This is a genomic window from Rhizobium sp. CRRU65 (assembly GCF_048551595.1).
In the GTDB taxonomy this organism is placed as follows: domain Bacteria; phylum Pseudomonadota; class Alphaproteobacteria; order Rhizobiales; family Rhizobiaceae; genus Rhizobium; species Rhizobium leguminosarum_J.
Genome location: NZ_JBLYZH010000022.1, coordinates 75,730 through 90,060 on the forward strand (window position 1 = coordinate 75,730; position 14,331 = coordinate 90,060).

The 14,331-nt window shown below is 58.1% G+C and carries 9 protein-coding genes and 1 pseudogene; 4 read left to right on the top strand and 6 right to left on the bottom strand.

Translation table 11 applies throughout. The features are described from left to right. Positions 1-50 precede the first annotated feature (50 nt). Positions 51-395, top strand: coding sequence for a YkgJ family cysteine cluster protein (locus ACM5SV_RS32570; protein WP_017997131.1), 345 nt, complete (start codon positions 51-53; stop codon positions 393-395). Positions 396-698: 303 nt separating this feature from the next. Here ACM5SV_RS32570 and fcl read toward each other — a convergent pair whose 3' ends face one another. From fcl to ACM5SV_RS32600, 6 genes are read right to left on the bottom strand one after another with little or no spacing between them, the layout of a single operon-like run. Next, positions 699-1,769 (bottom strand): GDP-L-fucose synthase, encoded by a 1,071-nt coding sequence (fcl, locus tag ACM5SV_RS32575; protein ID WP_017997133.1) that lies wholly within the window; start codon positions 1,767-1,769, stop codon positions 699-701. Continuing rightward, entirely contained in the window at positions 1,762-2,853 is a 1,092-nt protein-coding gene (gene gmd / locus ACM5SV_RS32580; RefSeq protein ID WP_012760133.1) for a GDP-mannose 4,6-dehydratase, read from the bottom strand. The genes fcl and gmd overlap by 8 nt, the downstream gene beginning before the upstream one ends. Positions 2,854-2,906: 53 nt before the next feature. Next, positions 2,907-5,114: a GumC family protein gene (locus tag ACM5SV_RS32585; protein WP_012760132.1), complete on the bottom strand. Its 2,208-nt coding sequence runs from the start codon at positions 5,112-5,114 to the stop codon at positions 2,907-2,909. Continuing rightward, positions 5,111-6,256: a glycosyltransferase family 4 protein gene (locus ACM5SV_RS32590; protein ID WP_012760131.1), complete on the bottom strand. Its 1,146-nt coding sequence runs from the start codon at positions 6,254-6,256 to the stop codon at positions 5,111-5,113. The genes ACM5SV_RS32585 and ACM5SV_RS32590 overlap by 4 nt, the downstream gene beginning before the upstream one ends. Next, positions 6,250-7,350: a glycosyltransferase family 4 protein gene (locus ACM5SV_RS32595; protein WP_017997134.1), complete on the bottom strand. Its 1,101-nt coding sequence runs from the start codon at positions 7,348-7,350 to the stop codon at positions 6,250-6,252. Before ACM5SV_RS32595 ends, ACM5SV_RS32590 begins: the two co-directional genes overlap by 7 nt. Next, positions 7,347-8,297, bottom strand: a complete 951-nt coding sequence (locus ACM5SV_RS32600) for a glycosyltransferase family 2 protein (RefSeq protein ID WP_012760129.1) — start codon at positions 8,295-8,297, stop codon at positions 7,347-7,349. Before ACM5SV_RS32600 ends, ACM5SV_RS32595 begins: the two co-directional genes overlap by 4 nt. A 613-nt stretch (positions 8,298-8,910) precedes the next feature. Here ACM5SV_RS32600 and ACM5SV_RS32605 point away from each other — a divergent pair. The 3 genes and pseudogenes from ACM5SV_RS32605 (at position 8,911) to ACM5SV_RS32615 (ending at position 14,237) form a co-directional block, all read left to right on the top strand. Continuing rightward, positions 8,911-10,236, top strand: coding sequence for an O-antigen ligase family protein (locus ACM5SV_RS32605; protein ID WP_017997135.1), 1,326 nt, complete (start codon positions 8,911-8,913; stop codon positions 10,234-10,236). Further along, complete coding sequence (locus ACM5SV_RS32610; RefSeq protein WP_222018072.1) at positions 10,233-12,362, top strand: right-handed parallel beta-helix repeat-containing protein; 2,130 nt, start codon at positions 10,233-10,235, stop codon at positions 12,360-12,362. The genes ACM5SV_RS32605 and ACM5SV_RS32610 overlap by 4 nt, the downstream gene beginning before the upstream one ends. A 676-nt stretch (positions 12,363-13,038) precedes the next feature. Next, positions 13,039-14,237 (top strand): annotated as a pseudogene (locus ACM5SV_RS32615) (IS256 family transposase). The last annotated feature ends 94 nt before the right edge of the window (positions 14,238-14,331 follow it).

Genomic DNA, 14,331 nt, shown 5'->3' on the forward strand with positions numbered 1-14,331 from the left:
CGCATAGCCGAAGGCTTTGCTCTTGGCGGCCTATGTGGTAGGAGCGGGCCATGACATCATTGATCGATTTCAATTGCCAAGGCTGCGGAGCCTGCTGCTCCTATTCGCCGACCTGGCCCAGATTTTCCACGGAAACCGACGCTGCTCTCGATTTGCTGCCAGCGCATTTCGTAGCTGCGAACCAGCAAGGAATGCGTTGCGACGGTGCGCGCTGCTCCGCATTGGTCGGTCGCGTCGGTTCAGAGACATCCTGTCAAGTGTACGATCTTCGGCCTGATGTCTGCCGCGCCTGCGTCCCAGGGGATGACGCTTGCTTGACCGCGCGCGCGTTCTTCGGGCTCGGTAAGCCAGGTTTGCCGCCCAGTGACATCGATGCGGAACCGCCAATCAACTGAGGCGGGGTTCCGTCCGGCTCCTCTTCGCCTGTCGACTTTACTCCAGCGATTGTCGTCCGAAAGGTCAGCCGAAGGTAAGGCCCGGTGGAGTCATCCGATGTGGACTATCTGCCTAGTAGCGCGACAAGCGATATCGGCATTTCGACCGCGAAAAAATCCAACGCCGCACCGATAATCATCAACCACACGACCATCAAGAAAATGAGCGCTGCAATCCTGATTTCTACAGGCTGCATTATTTGCGCCGTCCCAGCATATACGTCCCCCCGAGACAAAACCCCTGTTATCCCTCGTGCAAATTCCCTATGGCGAGGGATGATGCGCAACGGTCGAGAGCGTGGGCGCGTGCGGCGCCGAACTCTTCGCTTTCTCGAAACTGATGTCGCTTTGACCGATCAAGTCGCTGGACACAGCTCTGTCGCTGCGTTCGAGATGATGGCCGTCAAGGAAGGAGCGGTAGGCATCTGCGATGCCCTCTTTCAGACCTATCTTAGGAGACCAGCCGAGACTGCGGAGCTTGTCGACGCTCAGGAGTTTACGTGGCGTGCCATCTGGCTTGGTGAGGTCGCGGGTGATCTTGCCTTCGAAACCAACGATCTTGGAGACGAGGTATGCCAATTCGAGAATGGTAATGTCTTCGCCACAACCTACGTTCACATGACTTTCGGCGGAATAGGTTTTCATGAGATGGAGGCAGGCGTCGGCGCAATCGTCAACATGCAGGAATTCGCGCCGCGGCGTGCCCGTACCCCAGACGCATATCTCTTGCTGCTCGCTGACCTTGGCCTCATGTGTCTTGCGTATGAGCGCCGGCATGACATGGCTTGACCCGAGGTCAAAATTGTCGCCTGGACCGTAAAGATTGGTCGGCATGGCCGAGATGAAATCTCTACCGTGCTGTTTGCGATAGGCTTGGCAGAGCTTTAATCCGGCAATTTTGGCGATCGCATACCATTCATTGGTGGGTTCAAGCGATCCGGTCAGAAGTGAGTCCTCAACGATCGGCTGGTCGGCGAATTTCGGATAGATGCAGGACGAGCCCAGAAACATCAGTTTTTCGACGTGAGTTCTATGGGCTGCGTGGATGACATTCGCTTGGAGAATCAAGTTGTCGTAAAGGAAGTCGGCCGGATAGGTAGCGTTCGCGAGAATACCGCCGACCCTCGCAGCAGCTAGGAAGACAGCATCGGGACGATGCTTACTCATCCAGGCCTCCACCTGGTCCTGCCGTCTGAGGTCGACCTCGGCGCGGGTGGACGTCAAAATTTCGCAGCCCTCGGAAGCGAGACGCCGCACGATCGCAGAGCCCACCATGCCGCGGTGGCCCGCGACATAGACCCTCTTTCTGGTAAGGCTGTAGATCACCTCAGGCATGGGCAAAACCCTTGGTTACACCGACCGACGGAACATTTCGTGCCATGACTTTCAGATCCGCGCGAACCATCTCCGCAATCAGTTGATCAAGACTGGTCTCATGTTTCCAACCAAGCTTCGTGTGCGCTTTCGTCGGATCGCCGATCAGAAGATCAACTTCAGTCGGGCGGAAATAAGCGGGATCGATCTCCACCACACACTGACCGGATGTCTTGTCGTATCCCTTTTCCTCAACTCCGTTCCCACGCCAATCAATCGGCATGCCCACCTGGGCAAAGGCCTTGTCAACGAAGGAACGAACCGAGTGCGTTTCGCCGGTCGCAAGGACATAGTCCTCCGGTTCATCCTGTTGCAGCATCAGCCACATGCCACGGACATATTCTCGTGCATGTCCCCAGTCGCGCTTGGCGTCCAAGTTGCCGAGATAAAGCCTTTCCTGCAGTCCAAGATGGATCGCCGCAGCCGCCCGGGTGATTTTGCGCGTCACGAATGTTTCGCCGCGGATCGGGCTTTCATGATTGAACAAAATGCCGTTCGAGGCGTGCATGCCATATGCCTCGCGATAATTGACCACAATCCAATAGGCGTAGAGCTTGGCCGCAGCGTAGGGTGATCGAGGGTAGAAAGGTGTCGTTTCGCTCTGCGGGACTTCCTGGACTTTGCCGTAGAGCTCTGAGGTCGATGCTTGATAGAAGCGGGTCTTCTTTGTCAGCCCCAGGAGGCGAATGGCTTCAAGTAGCCGAAGGGTGCCGGTTCCATCGGCGTTAGCCGTATATTCCGGGGTCTCGAAAGAGACTTGAACGTGGCTCTGTGCGGCGAGATTATAGATCTCGTCCGGCTGCGTTTCCTGAACCACGCGGATGAGGTTCGTTGAATCGGTCATGTCCCCGTAATGCAGAATAAAGCGAGGATTTTCGACATGGGGATCCTCGTATAGATGCTCGATGCGACTGGTGTTGAAGGACGATGAGCGTCGCTTGAGGCCGTGAACAATATAGCCCTTCTCCAGGAGCAGTTCGGCCAAATACGCACCGTCCTGACCTGTTATGCCTGTAACCAGTGCAACCTTATTTTCGTTTTTCATGCGGTCTCCGTAATTTATTTCGGCGGAATCAGGCGGACACGCGCTGTTCGAACTCACGTGAACTCGTGGTACTTCCGCAGTGAGCTCGCAAACAGTTCTGAATCGCGGAAGTTGTACATGGCGTGTTTGTTCGTATTGACGTTATTTATGGCAACGGCAATCTCTGCGTTGCGCGCGGTCTTCAGCTGATGTAGGCAAAACTCTACCGCCCGACGGCTCGTCTTTCCCCATTTTACGACCACCAGCGTTCTTTCTGCTAACGCTGTCAGATGCATCGTATCAGCCGAGGCGAGCACAGGCGCGCTGTCGAAGATGACGATTTGGCCCAGTGAGGCGGCCATCGCCACGATGTCAGCTGCATCAGTCAAGCGGACGCGCCGATGGAGACTGGCATTGCCAGCCGGGATGAAGTCGATGCCGCTTGGATGGTGATGGATGATGTCACGCAATCCCGCCTGCCCACACAGGAATTCGTTCAACCCCTGCTTTAGCTCTGATTTGAAAAACGAGTCGAGATTTCCGAGTCTGAGGTCGCCATCGACAAGCAGCACCGGAATTCCGTTGGCGGCGAGATCGATTGCCAGGGATCTGGCGACAAGCGACTTGCCCTCTCCGCTGTGAGCCGACGTCACGACAATCGTGTTTGGCAGTTTCCCGCCGTTAGATTGTTTGAGCGAAGTCATCACGGAGCGAATTGCTTCGTCAAACATCCCGTCTTGGATGCTCCCGAAGAGCATCGACGGATCTCTCCGGTCTTTCCGTTTGAGGTGCGGGATGAATCCGGCGGGTACGATGCGCGACATTCCGGCCATCTGGTCGAAACTGCGGACTGAGTTGTCCAGCATCTCGACCACGAAAGCGGCCGTCACCGCGATCGATACCGAAGCCAAAAGGGCGCCGATCAAATAGAAAAGCCGCCCGCGTCCCGTTGGCGCCAGCGGCACCGCGGCCGGTGACAAGACTTCCAGTTCCGCGCCTGGCAACATGGCTTGCGCAGCCAGGCCACGGCGCTGCTCGTCGAGCTTGTCCAGTGCCGTCTGCTCTTTGTCAGCCATGCGCTCGAGTCGGGCCAACTCGGTTTGCGCCAGTGTGGAGCGAGCGCGTTTCTCATGAGCGGCCGCCAATGCCGACCGGACTGCGTCGTCCTCATGATCGAGCGCCGCAAGCTTGGCGCGTATCGATTGGAGATATCGATCGGTCGCAAGGCTGAGATCGGTGCGGGATTTAAGGATCTTGGCCCGCGTGTCGAGCACGGATTCTGCCGTGTTGCCATATGTCTCGAGAAGGCGCTCGAGATCTTGCTCCTGCGCACGAAGCTCGCGTTGCATTGCGCCAATGCTGTCGGGAATGACCATATTCTGCAGGGCGAGCGAGGGGTCGTCGGCCGCTTCGAGTGCAGATATCGTTGCTCTCGCTTCAACGCGGCTTTGTTCGATTTTTGTCCGCCGCTCGCCCAACTCCATGATCGACTTGATCTGTTCAACCTGATCGTCATCACTTGAGGCGACGTCCATAATTTTCTGGTACCCGTCGGCGGCATCGCGTGCTGCCTTGGCGCGCCCCATCTGTTCGTCGATGCGCAGCAGAATCCATTCTTCTGCTGCGTCCACTCGACCACGCAGACTGTCCTTGCGTTCTTCGAGGTAGATGCTGATGAGCCGGTTCGGGACCGAGGCGGCCAGTTCGGGGTCGCTCGCATCGAAGCCGATCTGAATGACGTCACCCTGGCCATCGCGCCAAACGCGGAGGGCCTTGTAGTACTTCGGGATTATGGGCTCGATGCTGTCCCGTACCGGCAGGGACGGTTTTTCACTGTCGACCCAACCGCGAAGCATTGATCGGATCTTGTCGATAGGCGAGATTTCTTGCAGCGCCGGATTGAATTCCGGCCATTCATTGAGGCGCAGGTCGCGGATTACCCGCTCTGCGATGCTTCTGGAAAGAAGCCGTTCGGTCTCAGATGTGGCGTCCAGCGGATCGTTGCGGCCGGACTCGTCGGTGCCGAGCTTCGTCGCCAGAGGCGTGTGGATGATCAGCCGGGACTCGGCATGATAAGTCGGCTTCAATCCCGAAATCACGGTTGCGGCAACCGCCATAAGTACCGTGATGATGGCCATTATCATGACCATCCGTCGCCGAATAAGGCGCAGGCCTGACGTCAGATCAATTTCGTCCGAACGGGTCTCTACCTGAAGCCGGGGATCGTAGCGCATCGATGAGAGCGAGGTGTTGCGGTCTGGCGGCACAGTCGAAATAGTCATCGTTCACCCGCCGTTGTTTGAGGTTGCGCGGAGATAGCGTCGTAGAGTTTGTCCAGCGATCGCATATAAGCCTTCATACTGAAATTATTGAGATAATGAGCGCGGGCCTTGGCCGACAGATAGTTGCGGACTTCCGGGTCGGTGACGAGCTTAGCCAGCGCCGCAGCCAGGGCATCCTTGTCTCCGACAGGTACGAAGACGCCAGTTTCACCGTCGGAGATGACTTCGCCATGCGCGCCGACGCGCGTGGTGACGACGGCGAGCCCATGGGCAAGCCCTTCGACCACAGCCATTGCCAAGCCCTCGGCATGCGAAGGTAAGACCAGGATATCTGCCCGTGTACACAACGCCCGCGCCTCGTCGGCGCCAAGCCAGCCCGGCATTTTCACCAGATCTGAAAGTCCCATGGCGGCAGCCTGACGCCGGTAGTCTTCCACAGGTCCGTCGCCTGCCAGCACGGCTCGCCACTGGAGCTCTTTCATGATCGGATGACTTAAGGCAAGCAGAAGCTCCTGAACGCCTTTGCGTTCGCTCAGCCGGCCGAGAAATATGATCAACGGCATCTCGCCGACATGAACATTGCGCGGTCCGGGGTCGGGCACACAATTGCCAATGACGACTACGCGGCGCTCATCCACGCCGAGAAGCGTCGTAAGCGTCATGCGGTCGCGCTGGCCCAGTGCCACGACCTGGTCAGCATGTTGGAACATCCGGCGTACAAGCATTTGTTGACGTGGCGAGCGTGCGGCAAAATCGCGCGCGTAGTCGTAGTCGTGCAGGTGCAATATGTGAGAGCATCCGAGGAGACGGGCAGCCTCGGTCAGGATCAGTTTTCTTGCGGTGCTGCCGCGACCCGCGACATGAATATGGTGAATGCGTGCCGGAGCAATTATCCGGTCCTTCGCCATCATCAAGACGGCGCCGAGCACGCGCAAAGGCGACGCAACGGAGGACCACCGAGACCCTCTAGTGTCGGTGACGAGGTGTGTTTCGCCGGCCTCCTTTGCCGTGTTCGATATATAGCCGACGAGCCTGCCAATTCCGCCACCGTTTTCGCAACCACCCGGGACGTAGTGGCGGACGGTTGCTGCTGCGTTCCGCGTCGCTACCCGATTTCCATCCGTGAGCGTGTTCATCAGCATGCCCCGACCACCTTACGATAAACGGCCGCAGCCTGTGCTCCGACCTGTTGCGGCGAATTCGGACCTGTAGCCCAAGCGAGTGCGTTGATCCCGAAGCTGCTTCTGAGCTCGCTGTTTTCCGCCAGTGTCCGTATGGCTGTCGCGAGCTGTTCCGCATCCCCGGGTGGAACCACCATTCCCAGTCCGTTTGGCAGAACGGTGGCTCGCAATTCGCCGACATCCGTCACGATAACCGGTTTGCCAAATGCGGCGGCAAGATTGAGGACGCCGCTTTGAGAGGCTTCCGTGTAGGGAAGGACAACGATGTCCGCATTCAGAAAGAGCTGGGCGACCTCCATATCCTCGATAAAGCGATTGCGAATATCATAGCGACTAGCGTCCCCCATAAGGGGCTGGAAGATCCGCGGATCGTCGCCGCGGCCTGCCACCGTGATGCGTAGATTGGGGAGCAGGTCCTTGAGCATTGCCTCGGCACGGATCAGATGCTCCAATCCCTTGTAAGCAAAAATCCGTCCGAAAAGCAGAACGCGCAAAGTTCCATCTGCGCCGCGCCGCGCCATCTTGTGCCGCCGGGCGAGTTCCGCGTAGCGATGAATGGCGGGATGCGACAAGACATGGACACAATCAGGCGACTTTGAATATCGCTCGAGGACCATCTGTTTCAGCCCTTCGCCATGGACGACGACATGGCCCGATTGCCGCACCATCAATTGGGGAGCCCAGGCGGGCAGCGTGCGGGTGTCGGAATCGCCGGGATGCACTTCCACGTCATGGACGGTGGTCACGATCGGGATCGGTCGCCAGAACGGCGCGGCAAAATTCAACCAGAGCGTCGAGTTGCTCAGCAGGTGAATGACGTTCGGCCGCTCCTGCCGGATAAGACGTGTGAGTTGGTGCAGGAACCAGGGATTGGAGAGCGAGCGGTGCCTTGGCCAGTCCATGAGGTGCAGATCGACAGCCGGATCGATCCATGAAGCAAGGTGTGCGTAGCGCCGGCGCGGAACCGCGAGGACGACATGCGCATGTCGCGCAACGCCGCTAGCGAAGGAGATGGTGTAGTCTTCCAGTTCGGAAACCAGCAGCAGCGCCTTCATCCCGCAGACTCCGACACGCCGACATCCTGACCAAGTCGAGGCAAGTCGTAGGCTGTGCGCAATGCATCACGCGTCCGCCTCAGCAAGTTTGGTTCTCCGGCGAAAAAGAGCCCTTCCACCGCGAGGCTGAACCGGGTGCGTGTATCGGCGCCCTGCAGCCTGGCTGAGGCTACCCGGTACGGATAGTGATCAGTCAGACGCAGCCTTCCCGCCAGATCATGCGCGGAAAGAAACCGGTTCGTCGCTTCAACCGTCGCCTGCCAATGGGCCATCCGCTTCCGCAGCATGGCGGCGTCATCGACTGGCCGATACCAATTATTGTTGTGAATCCGATAGAACCCGAGTGGATCCGACAAGGCGACAACGCCCCCGAGAAATGGATAGATGCCTGTGAGCCAGGCATCGGCAGACATACGGAACTGCTCGGGAATATCCCCTGCAGCATCCCACGCGCTGCGTCTTACAGCGATGGCTGATGTCATCGGGAAGGGCCACCAACCAGCCGATTTGGCGAGCAGTGGCGACAAATTTCCTGAACACAGGGTCCGAGGTATTGGCTTGAAGGCTGGTGAGCCATCGGTCTGCGTTGGCTGAAGCCGGTGATAAACAAGAGATGCCTGAGGATTGGAGTGGAAAGCAACGGCGGTTGCCGACAGCTTGCCTGGCGCCCACCAGTCATCGGCATCGAGAAAACAGAGGATGTCGCCACTGCTCAACTTCACAGCAGCATTTATGGCTGCGGCCTGTCCCTGGTTCTCCTGGAAAAGCACCGCCACCCGCTTGTCATAGCCGTCGAGAACAGAGCGCGACTGGTCGCTCGAGCCGTCGTCGACGACGATTATCTCGACATTGGACGCCTCTTGTCCCAAGGCGCTGTCAATCGCCCGTTCGACGAAGCGACCGTAGTTGTAGTTGTTGATAAGGACGCTGAATGTCGGTCTCTCCATGACGCCTCCTCAAGCTCGTCGCTGCGCGACGCTTCGGTGCACCAGAGTTGCCAACGCTCGCGCGTCTGGTAGCGCGAATTGGCGGAAAGAGATGAGATGCAGACAGGTATTGTTCTGCTCGGTGAGGATTTCGCCTCGAGCTAGATTTACCGCCGACAACGCCTTGACGCGTGGCACTCCCGTTACAAAACCAGGATCATGACGCAGAACCATACCAATCCCAACCCTTCTAAGCGTCACCTGCCAATAGTCAGTTGCGCTAGAATTACTGTCTCACTTCACCGAAAACTGCGGCTCAGCGCGACGTGCTTTGCGGCATCTTTCATCGTGAAGCTACCGGTGATTGGTCACAGGTGACATCTGCTCTTATGGGCAATGTTGTACGTCCCGGCACCAACTTTTGGAGGAGGGGCAAACCGGGAGCTTAAACTAAACAACGCCCTTAGATGGTGGGTAAGCGCGTTAGGATTAGCTCCGCCTACGTTTGCGTTAGTTGACTGGGGAGGTGGCGGGATGTTCGCTGGTGGTGGCGCAGCTATGAAAGGGGTTTCATGTCTTTCCACATTGCCGCGATCAATACCCTCTCATCTGTCCAAGCAAGTCGGGACGGGTAATGAGAGCGTACACGCTTAGAATAGCGAATGGGCCGACTGTCAGTTGGCGAACAATAGAGTGCTGGGGCGCCGGCCTCTGCCTTTTTCTTCAGACAGGCGCGCTTTTCCCGCTAATGTTCGCGGATGCCGACGGAGGCCTTAGCGATCATGCCAGGTCGATATTGCGTCTGCTTTGTCTACCCGTATACGGGTTTACATTGCTGATGCTGGCACGAAATTTTCCGCACTTCATCACAGCGCTGAAGCGAAATTGGTTTGTCCCGCTGATGGTCGCTATGCCCTTCTTGTCCGTCTTCTGGTCGGTTGGCCCGTCGACGACTTTCAGGCGTGCCATCGGCCTGCTCTTCACGGTTCTTTTGGCTTATGTATTGGCAATACGCTTTACGCCGAGGCAGCTGCTTCTCATTGCATTTGCGACCTTCGGAACATGTATCGTCCTCAGCCTTTTGCTTCTTGTGGTGTCACCGGGGCTCGCTCGCATGCCCACGGACAGCGCGGTGCGCGGCATATTCATCCACAAGAACAGCCTTGGTTGGTACGCCGGTATGATGATACTGGTGTCGACCGCCGTCGTAATGGACGGCAACCGAGGCTTGCGGCGAACCGCTTTGATCTTGCTGATGGCGGGCGGGGCTTGTCTCTTCCTTTCCGGATCGATGACCGCGACAATTGCGACGGTATCGGCATATTGCCTGATCGGATTCTACTCCTTGTTGCAGCGAATCCGTGGCATCGGTCGGATCGTCTTCATCCTGTTTTTTGTTCAAATGTTCGTCGGGATCCTCCTTTTGCTTCATGAATTCCTGGTCCCTTTCCTTGAGGCGCTTGGCAAGGATGCCACGTTGACGGGCCGAGTGCCCTTGTGGGAACTTGTCGACGGTCAGATCGCCGATCATCTCCTGCTCGGCTTCGGCTACCAGGCGTTTTGGACAGAAGCGAATCCCGAAGCGTGGATTATCTGGTCAAAGATCCAATGGATGGCTCCCCACGCCCATAATGGATTCCGCGATACGCTGCTGAGCTTCGGAATAAGCGGAATGACTTTGTTCGCTCTGATGCTTTTGCAGGCACTCCGCCAAGGGGCGGCCCTACAATGCGGGGACCCGCGTTATGGCTGGCTCTGGCTGAACGTCTTCACGGTTGTGGTTTTGGTGATGAACCTGACCGAGACAATCTTCCTTATCCAGAATGACGCGATTTTCATTCTGTTCACAACAGCCATCATCATGTTCTCTCTATACAAGCCTGTTGTTGTTTCGACGGCTCCCGGCCGGCAACTGCGAGCATCGGCCCGCAGCCCAACGGCGGAGCTGCAAATCTCATGAGGCTGCGCTTCGCGCCGATCTTGAGCATTTTGCTTGCGATGCTCTTTCCGCAGCCGAGCAAGCTGGCCTCGGTGAGCCCGAACGCAGATGCGCCTGAGAGGCTGCAGACGACGGTCAGGGAGGCAACTTGCGCGGAAGCCTCGCCGGCGACTTTTTCAGACAAGCTGAAGGGGACTTCACTGAGCAGCATGGTGACCGGAGCACCCGCGGACCGGGCAGTATTCTATGTCTCTCCCGATGGCAAAGACACCTGGAGCGGGCACCTTCCTAAAGCAAATTCTCGGCGTACAGACGGTCCTTTTGCCAGTATTGAAAGAGCGCGGGATGCTGCGCGCCAGAAGGGCGGCCAGAATACGATCGCAATGGGCAATGGGGATTATTATCTCGCTGAACCGATAGTCTTCGATGCTCGCGATGCGGGCCTGATCATCGCGGCGAGATGCAACGAGGCGCCAGTCCTGCACGGCGGCCCGATTGTGCGCAATTGGACGGCGCAGGCCGATGGTCGCTGGAAGGCGTCACTGAAGCTGCCTGCGGGCCGGGATGTGGGCGATCTTTTCGTCAGCGGCACGCGCCAGACGCGGGCTCGCTTTCCCAACGCTCCACTCGATGGAGACCCGCGCAAAGGGTGGCTTTTCGCGGCTAAGTGCACGCAGGACGACGATATATGGCATGGTAACACGCGCTTTTGCTTCCATGCCGGCGATCTTCCGATCTCAAAAAATGCGGCAGGGCTAGTCGCCCACATCGTAGGTGGTTTTCACCCCGGCAGCCAGTGGGGCAGTGACACCCTCCCAGTGGTTTCAATCGACACCGCGAACCGGGCGATAAATACCCAAGGCACCAGCTATTTCTTCACCGCAGAAGGCAGCCGCTATTTTCTGACCGGGGCGGCGGCGCTGCTCGATGCGCCCGGGGAGTGGTGGTATGACCGCGCCAAGAGTCAACTCGATTATTTCCCGACCGATCGGCTACCAACCGGTTCTACGGCTGTCGCCGGCATCCTGCCGACCTTCTTCAGGCTGGATGGAGCCGACGGGATGGTTATCTCGGGGCTCCAGTTTCGGGATGGGGATCCTCGGGGCAGCGGCAAGTTCGGTACCGACACCAGAAGCTTTGGGGCCATACGGCTCGATCACTCGGATGGCGTCCGGCTGCTCGGCAATTCCATCGACAATGTCGGCGTCGGCATCCATGTTTCCGAGAGCAAAGATGTCTTGATTGCCGGCAACGTGATTGGAGATGTGGCTGGCAATGGGATTTACGTTGGCACAACCTATGGCAGCTTCGGCAAATCCGACAGAGCCAGAATCCTGTCGAACCATATTCATGACATCGGAAGGGTCTACTTTGAAACCGCGGGGATATGGTTCCAGGCGGCCGACAGTATCAGGATCGCCCATAACCTGGTCGAAAATACTGCGCAGTTCGGTATCGCCGGCGGCTCACTGTGGGGAGCACAAGACGCAGTCCACGACGCAGTCATCGAGCATAACGTGATCCGCAATGCCAATCAGCAGACGGCAGATGGCGGTGCCATCAAGCTGATGGGCGAGCAGGCGGACCTCCTGAACAGCAGCATCCGCTACAACCTGGTTACCGGGACAGGTCAACTTATGAACAGGGCCGATGGGACGTTTTGGCCTCCCGGATATGAAAATATCAATGAATGGCCGACCCCTATCAGTTGGGCGATCTACACCGATGGCAAGGCCAGCGGTGTGCGCATCGAAGGAAATACGCTCTCGGACAATATATCGGCGATCGGCATCAACGGCGGCTGGAGCAACTTGGTGACGGGAAACGTCATCACGCACGGATCGGGCGCGGCTTTTCGCGTTGATGACGGTACCGGCAGGGAGTGGCATCCGCCATGGGCACGCCCCAACCGTATCGAGGGCAATATCGTGTCGATCGGCAGTAGTAGCGGGCTTGCAGCATACGTCTACGCTCCCGGCCACGGGCCTGGATACGTGCAGTTCGCTCGCAACCGCTACATCGGCAATTTGAACGACAAGAGCTTCCGAATACATCCGAGCATCATGCGTTCGGGAGAATTTGGCAATCTAAGGGATCTCCAGAAGGCTGGGGCGGACACCGCAAGCGTCGTCGCGCCGCCGGAGTAACAAAAGGCGCGGCGACGAGCGGTGTTCCTGCCCGCGATAGCGCCTTCGGCTATGGCGACTTGTAAACCCGCTCCGCCATTCGTGCACGCGTTGCTGGTGACTGCAGCAGTTAAGAACGATGAAGACATGCCCTTGGTGAGCCAATTCGAAAGCGAAATTGCAACCCTTGCCAGTTCGGATCCCGCGCCAGACGCGCGGGGATAGCCGACATAAGTATACTGCATCAAAATCAGGATCCGGAGATCTGGTAGGGTGAGGCAGGCTGAGGCGGGGCAATATTGTAGGCAGCGAGCTGGGTCAGCACCTTTGCACTGAGAGTTCCCCGAACTCCCGGATGACGATTGGAGCCTTCATCGGCATAAGAATGGGTCCATACATCAGACGGACCAATGGTCATGAAAACCGCAACGCGGTCAGGAGTCCCGGCCATCCGTCGAAGGGCTGATCGTGCCACGGTGAAAGCCCTTTGCGAGTCAATGCGAAGTCGCGGCCCGATCCGGTCGCAGAACTTGCGTAGATCGTGTCCCGGCACGTGGTGTAGGTGGCGGGAGGTAGCAAAGCCGAGCGCCCGCGCGCTTTTCATAGCGCTGTAGCGGGTGATTGGGTTTGCGGGCGGCCATCAGTGTTTTCCGCTAGGGTCGGGTTGTTGAAGACCAACCTGACGGAAAGACCACCGATGACCAATGACATGATGAACGTGCGTTCGCTTGTTGAGAAGAGCGCCGATGCAGATTTGTTGCGTGAGATGATCGGCTTTGCCGCCGAGCGGCTGATGGAGCTGGAGGTCGGATCAGCTGCGGTGCTGAGTTCGGCGAGAAGAACCCGATGCGCCTTGCTCAACGCAATGGCTACCGCGACCGCGATTGGGAGACGCGAGCCGGGACCGTTGAACTCCGCATTCCGAAGCTGCGCAAGGGCAGCTACTTTCCGAGCTTCCTTGAACCCCGTCGCATGGCGGAAAAGGCTCTGACGGCCGTCATCCAAGAAGCCTATATCCAGGGAATCTCGACCCGTTCTGTCGACGATCTGGTCAAAGCCATGGGCATGAGCGGTATTTCGAAGAGCCAGGTGTCCCGGCTCTGTGAAGAGATCGACGTCAAGGTGAAGGCTTTCCTCGACAGGCCGATTGAAGGCGAGTGGCCATACGTGTGGGTGGACGCGACCTACCTCAAAGTCCGGCGCGGCGGACGTGTCGTTTCCGTCGCCGTCATTATCGCTGTCGGCGTGAACAGCGATGGCCGGCGCGAGGTCCTAGGCATGGAGGTCGGGACGTCGGAGGCCGAACCGATCTGGACGGAATTCCTGCGTAGGCTGACACGCCGAGGATTGCGCGGCGTGAAGCTCGTCGTCTCGGATGCCCATGAAGGCCTCAAGGCTGCTGTCACGAAGGTTTTGAATGCCACCTGGCAAAGATGCCGGGTTCACTTCATGAGGAACGTGCTGGCGCACGCCGGAAAGAGCGGCAGGCGGGTCGTCTCCGCTTTCATCGCAACGGCCTTGGCCCAGGAGACGCCGGAGGCAGCAAGCGCTCAATGGCGCAGCGTCGCCGATCAGATCAGGCCGAAAGTGCCGAAGCTCGCCACCATCATGGACGATGCCGAAGAAGACGTGCTCGCCTACATGACTTTCCCGAAAGAGCACCGTGCAAAGCTGCACTCGACGAATCCAATCGAGCGTCTCAATGGCGAAATCAAGCGACGCACCGAGGTGGTCGGTATCTTTCCGAACGACGAGGCGATCGTCCGTCTCGTGGGCGCGCTGCTGCTCGAACAGAACGACGAGTGGGCCGTCCAACGCGCCAGGTATATGACCCTTGAGACCATGGCTCAAATGAGCGATGATCCCCAAATCAGCCTGCCCGCTGTGGCTCGCTGATATCCGCTCCGACCCATGTCGGAAAGCACGGCCATCAGCCGTCAGCTACACCACTCCCGTGGACACGATCCTTGCGTAGGCTTCTGTCAACGAG

What these genes read in the sequence shown, in the direction of transcription:
- ACM5SV_RS32600 (WP_012760129.1), bottom strand. Translation starts at nt 8,297, where the DNA reads ATGGAGAGACCGACATTCAGCGTCCTTATCAACAACTACAACTACGGT.
- ACM5SV_RS32570 (WP_017997131.1), top strand. Translation starts at nt 51, where the DNA reads ATGACATCATTGATCGATTTCAATTGCCAAGGCTGCGGAGCCTGCTGC.
- ACM5SV_RS32610 (WP_222018072.1), top strand. Translation starts at nt 10,233, where the DNA reads ATGAGGCTGCGCTTCGCGCCGATCTTGAGCATTTTGCTTGCGATGCTC.
- ACM5SV_RS32585 (WP_012760132.1), bottom strand. Translation starts at nt 5,114, where the DNA reads ATGACTATTTCGACTGTGCCGCCAGACCGCAACACCTCGCTCTCATCG.
- ACM5SV_RS32590 (WP_012760131.1), bottom strand. Translation starts at nt 6,256, where the DNA reads ATGCTGATGAACACGCTCACGGATGGAAATCGGGTAGCGACGCGGAAC.
- fcl (WP_017997133.1), bottom strand. Translation starts at nt 1,769, where the DNA reads ATGCCTGAGGTGATCTACAGCCTTACCAGAAAGAGGGTCTATGTCGCG.
- ACM5SV_RS32605 (WP_017997135.1), top strand. Translation starts at nt 8,911, where the DNA reads ATGAGAGCGTACACGCTTAGAATAGCGAATGGGCCGACTGTCAGTTGG.
- ACM5SV_RS32595 (WP_017997134.1), bottom strand. Translation starts at nt 7,350, where the DNA reads ATGAAGGCGCTGCTGCTGGTTTCCGAACTGGAAGACTACACCATCTCC.
- gmd (WP_012760133.1), bottom strand. Translation starts at nt 2,853, where the DNA reads ATGAAAAACGAAAATAAGGTTGCACTGGTTACAGGCATAACAGGTCAG.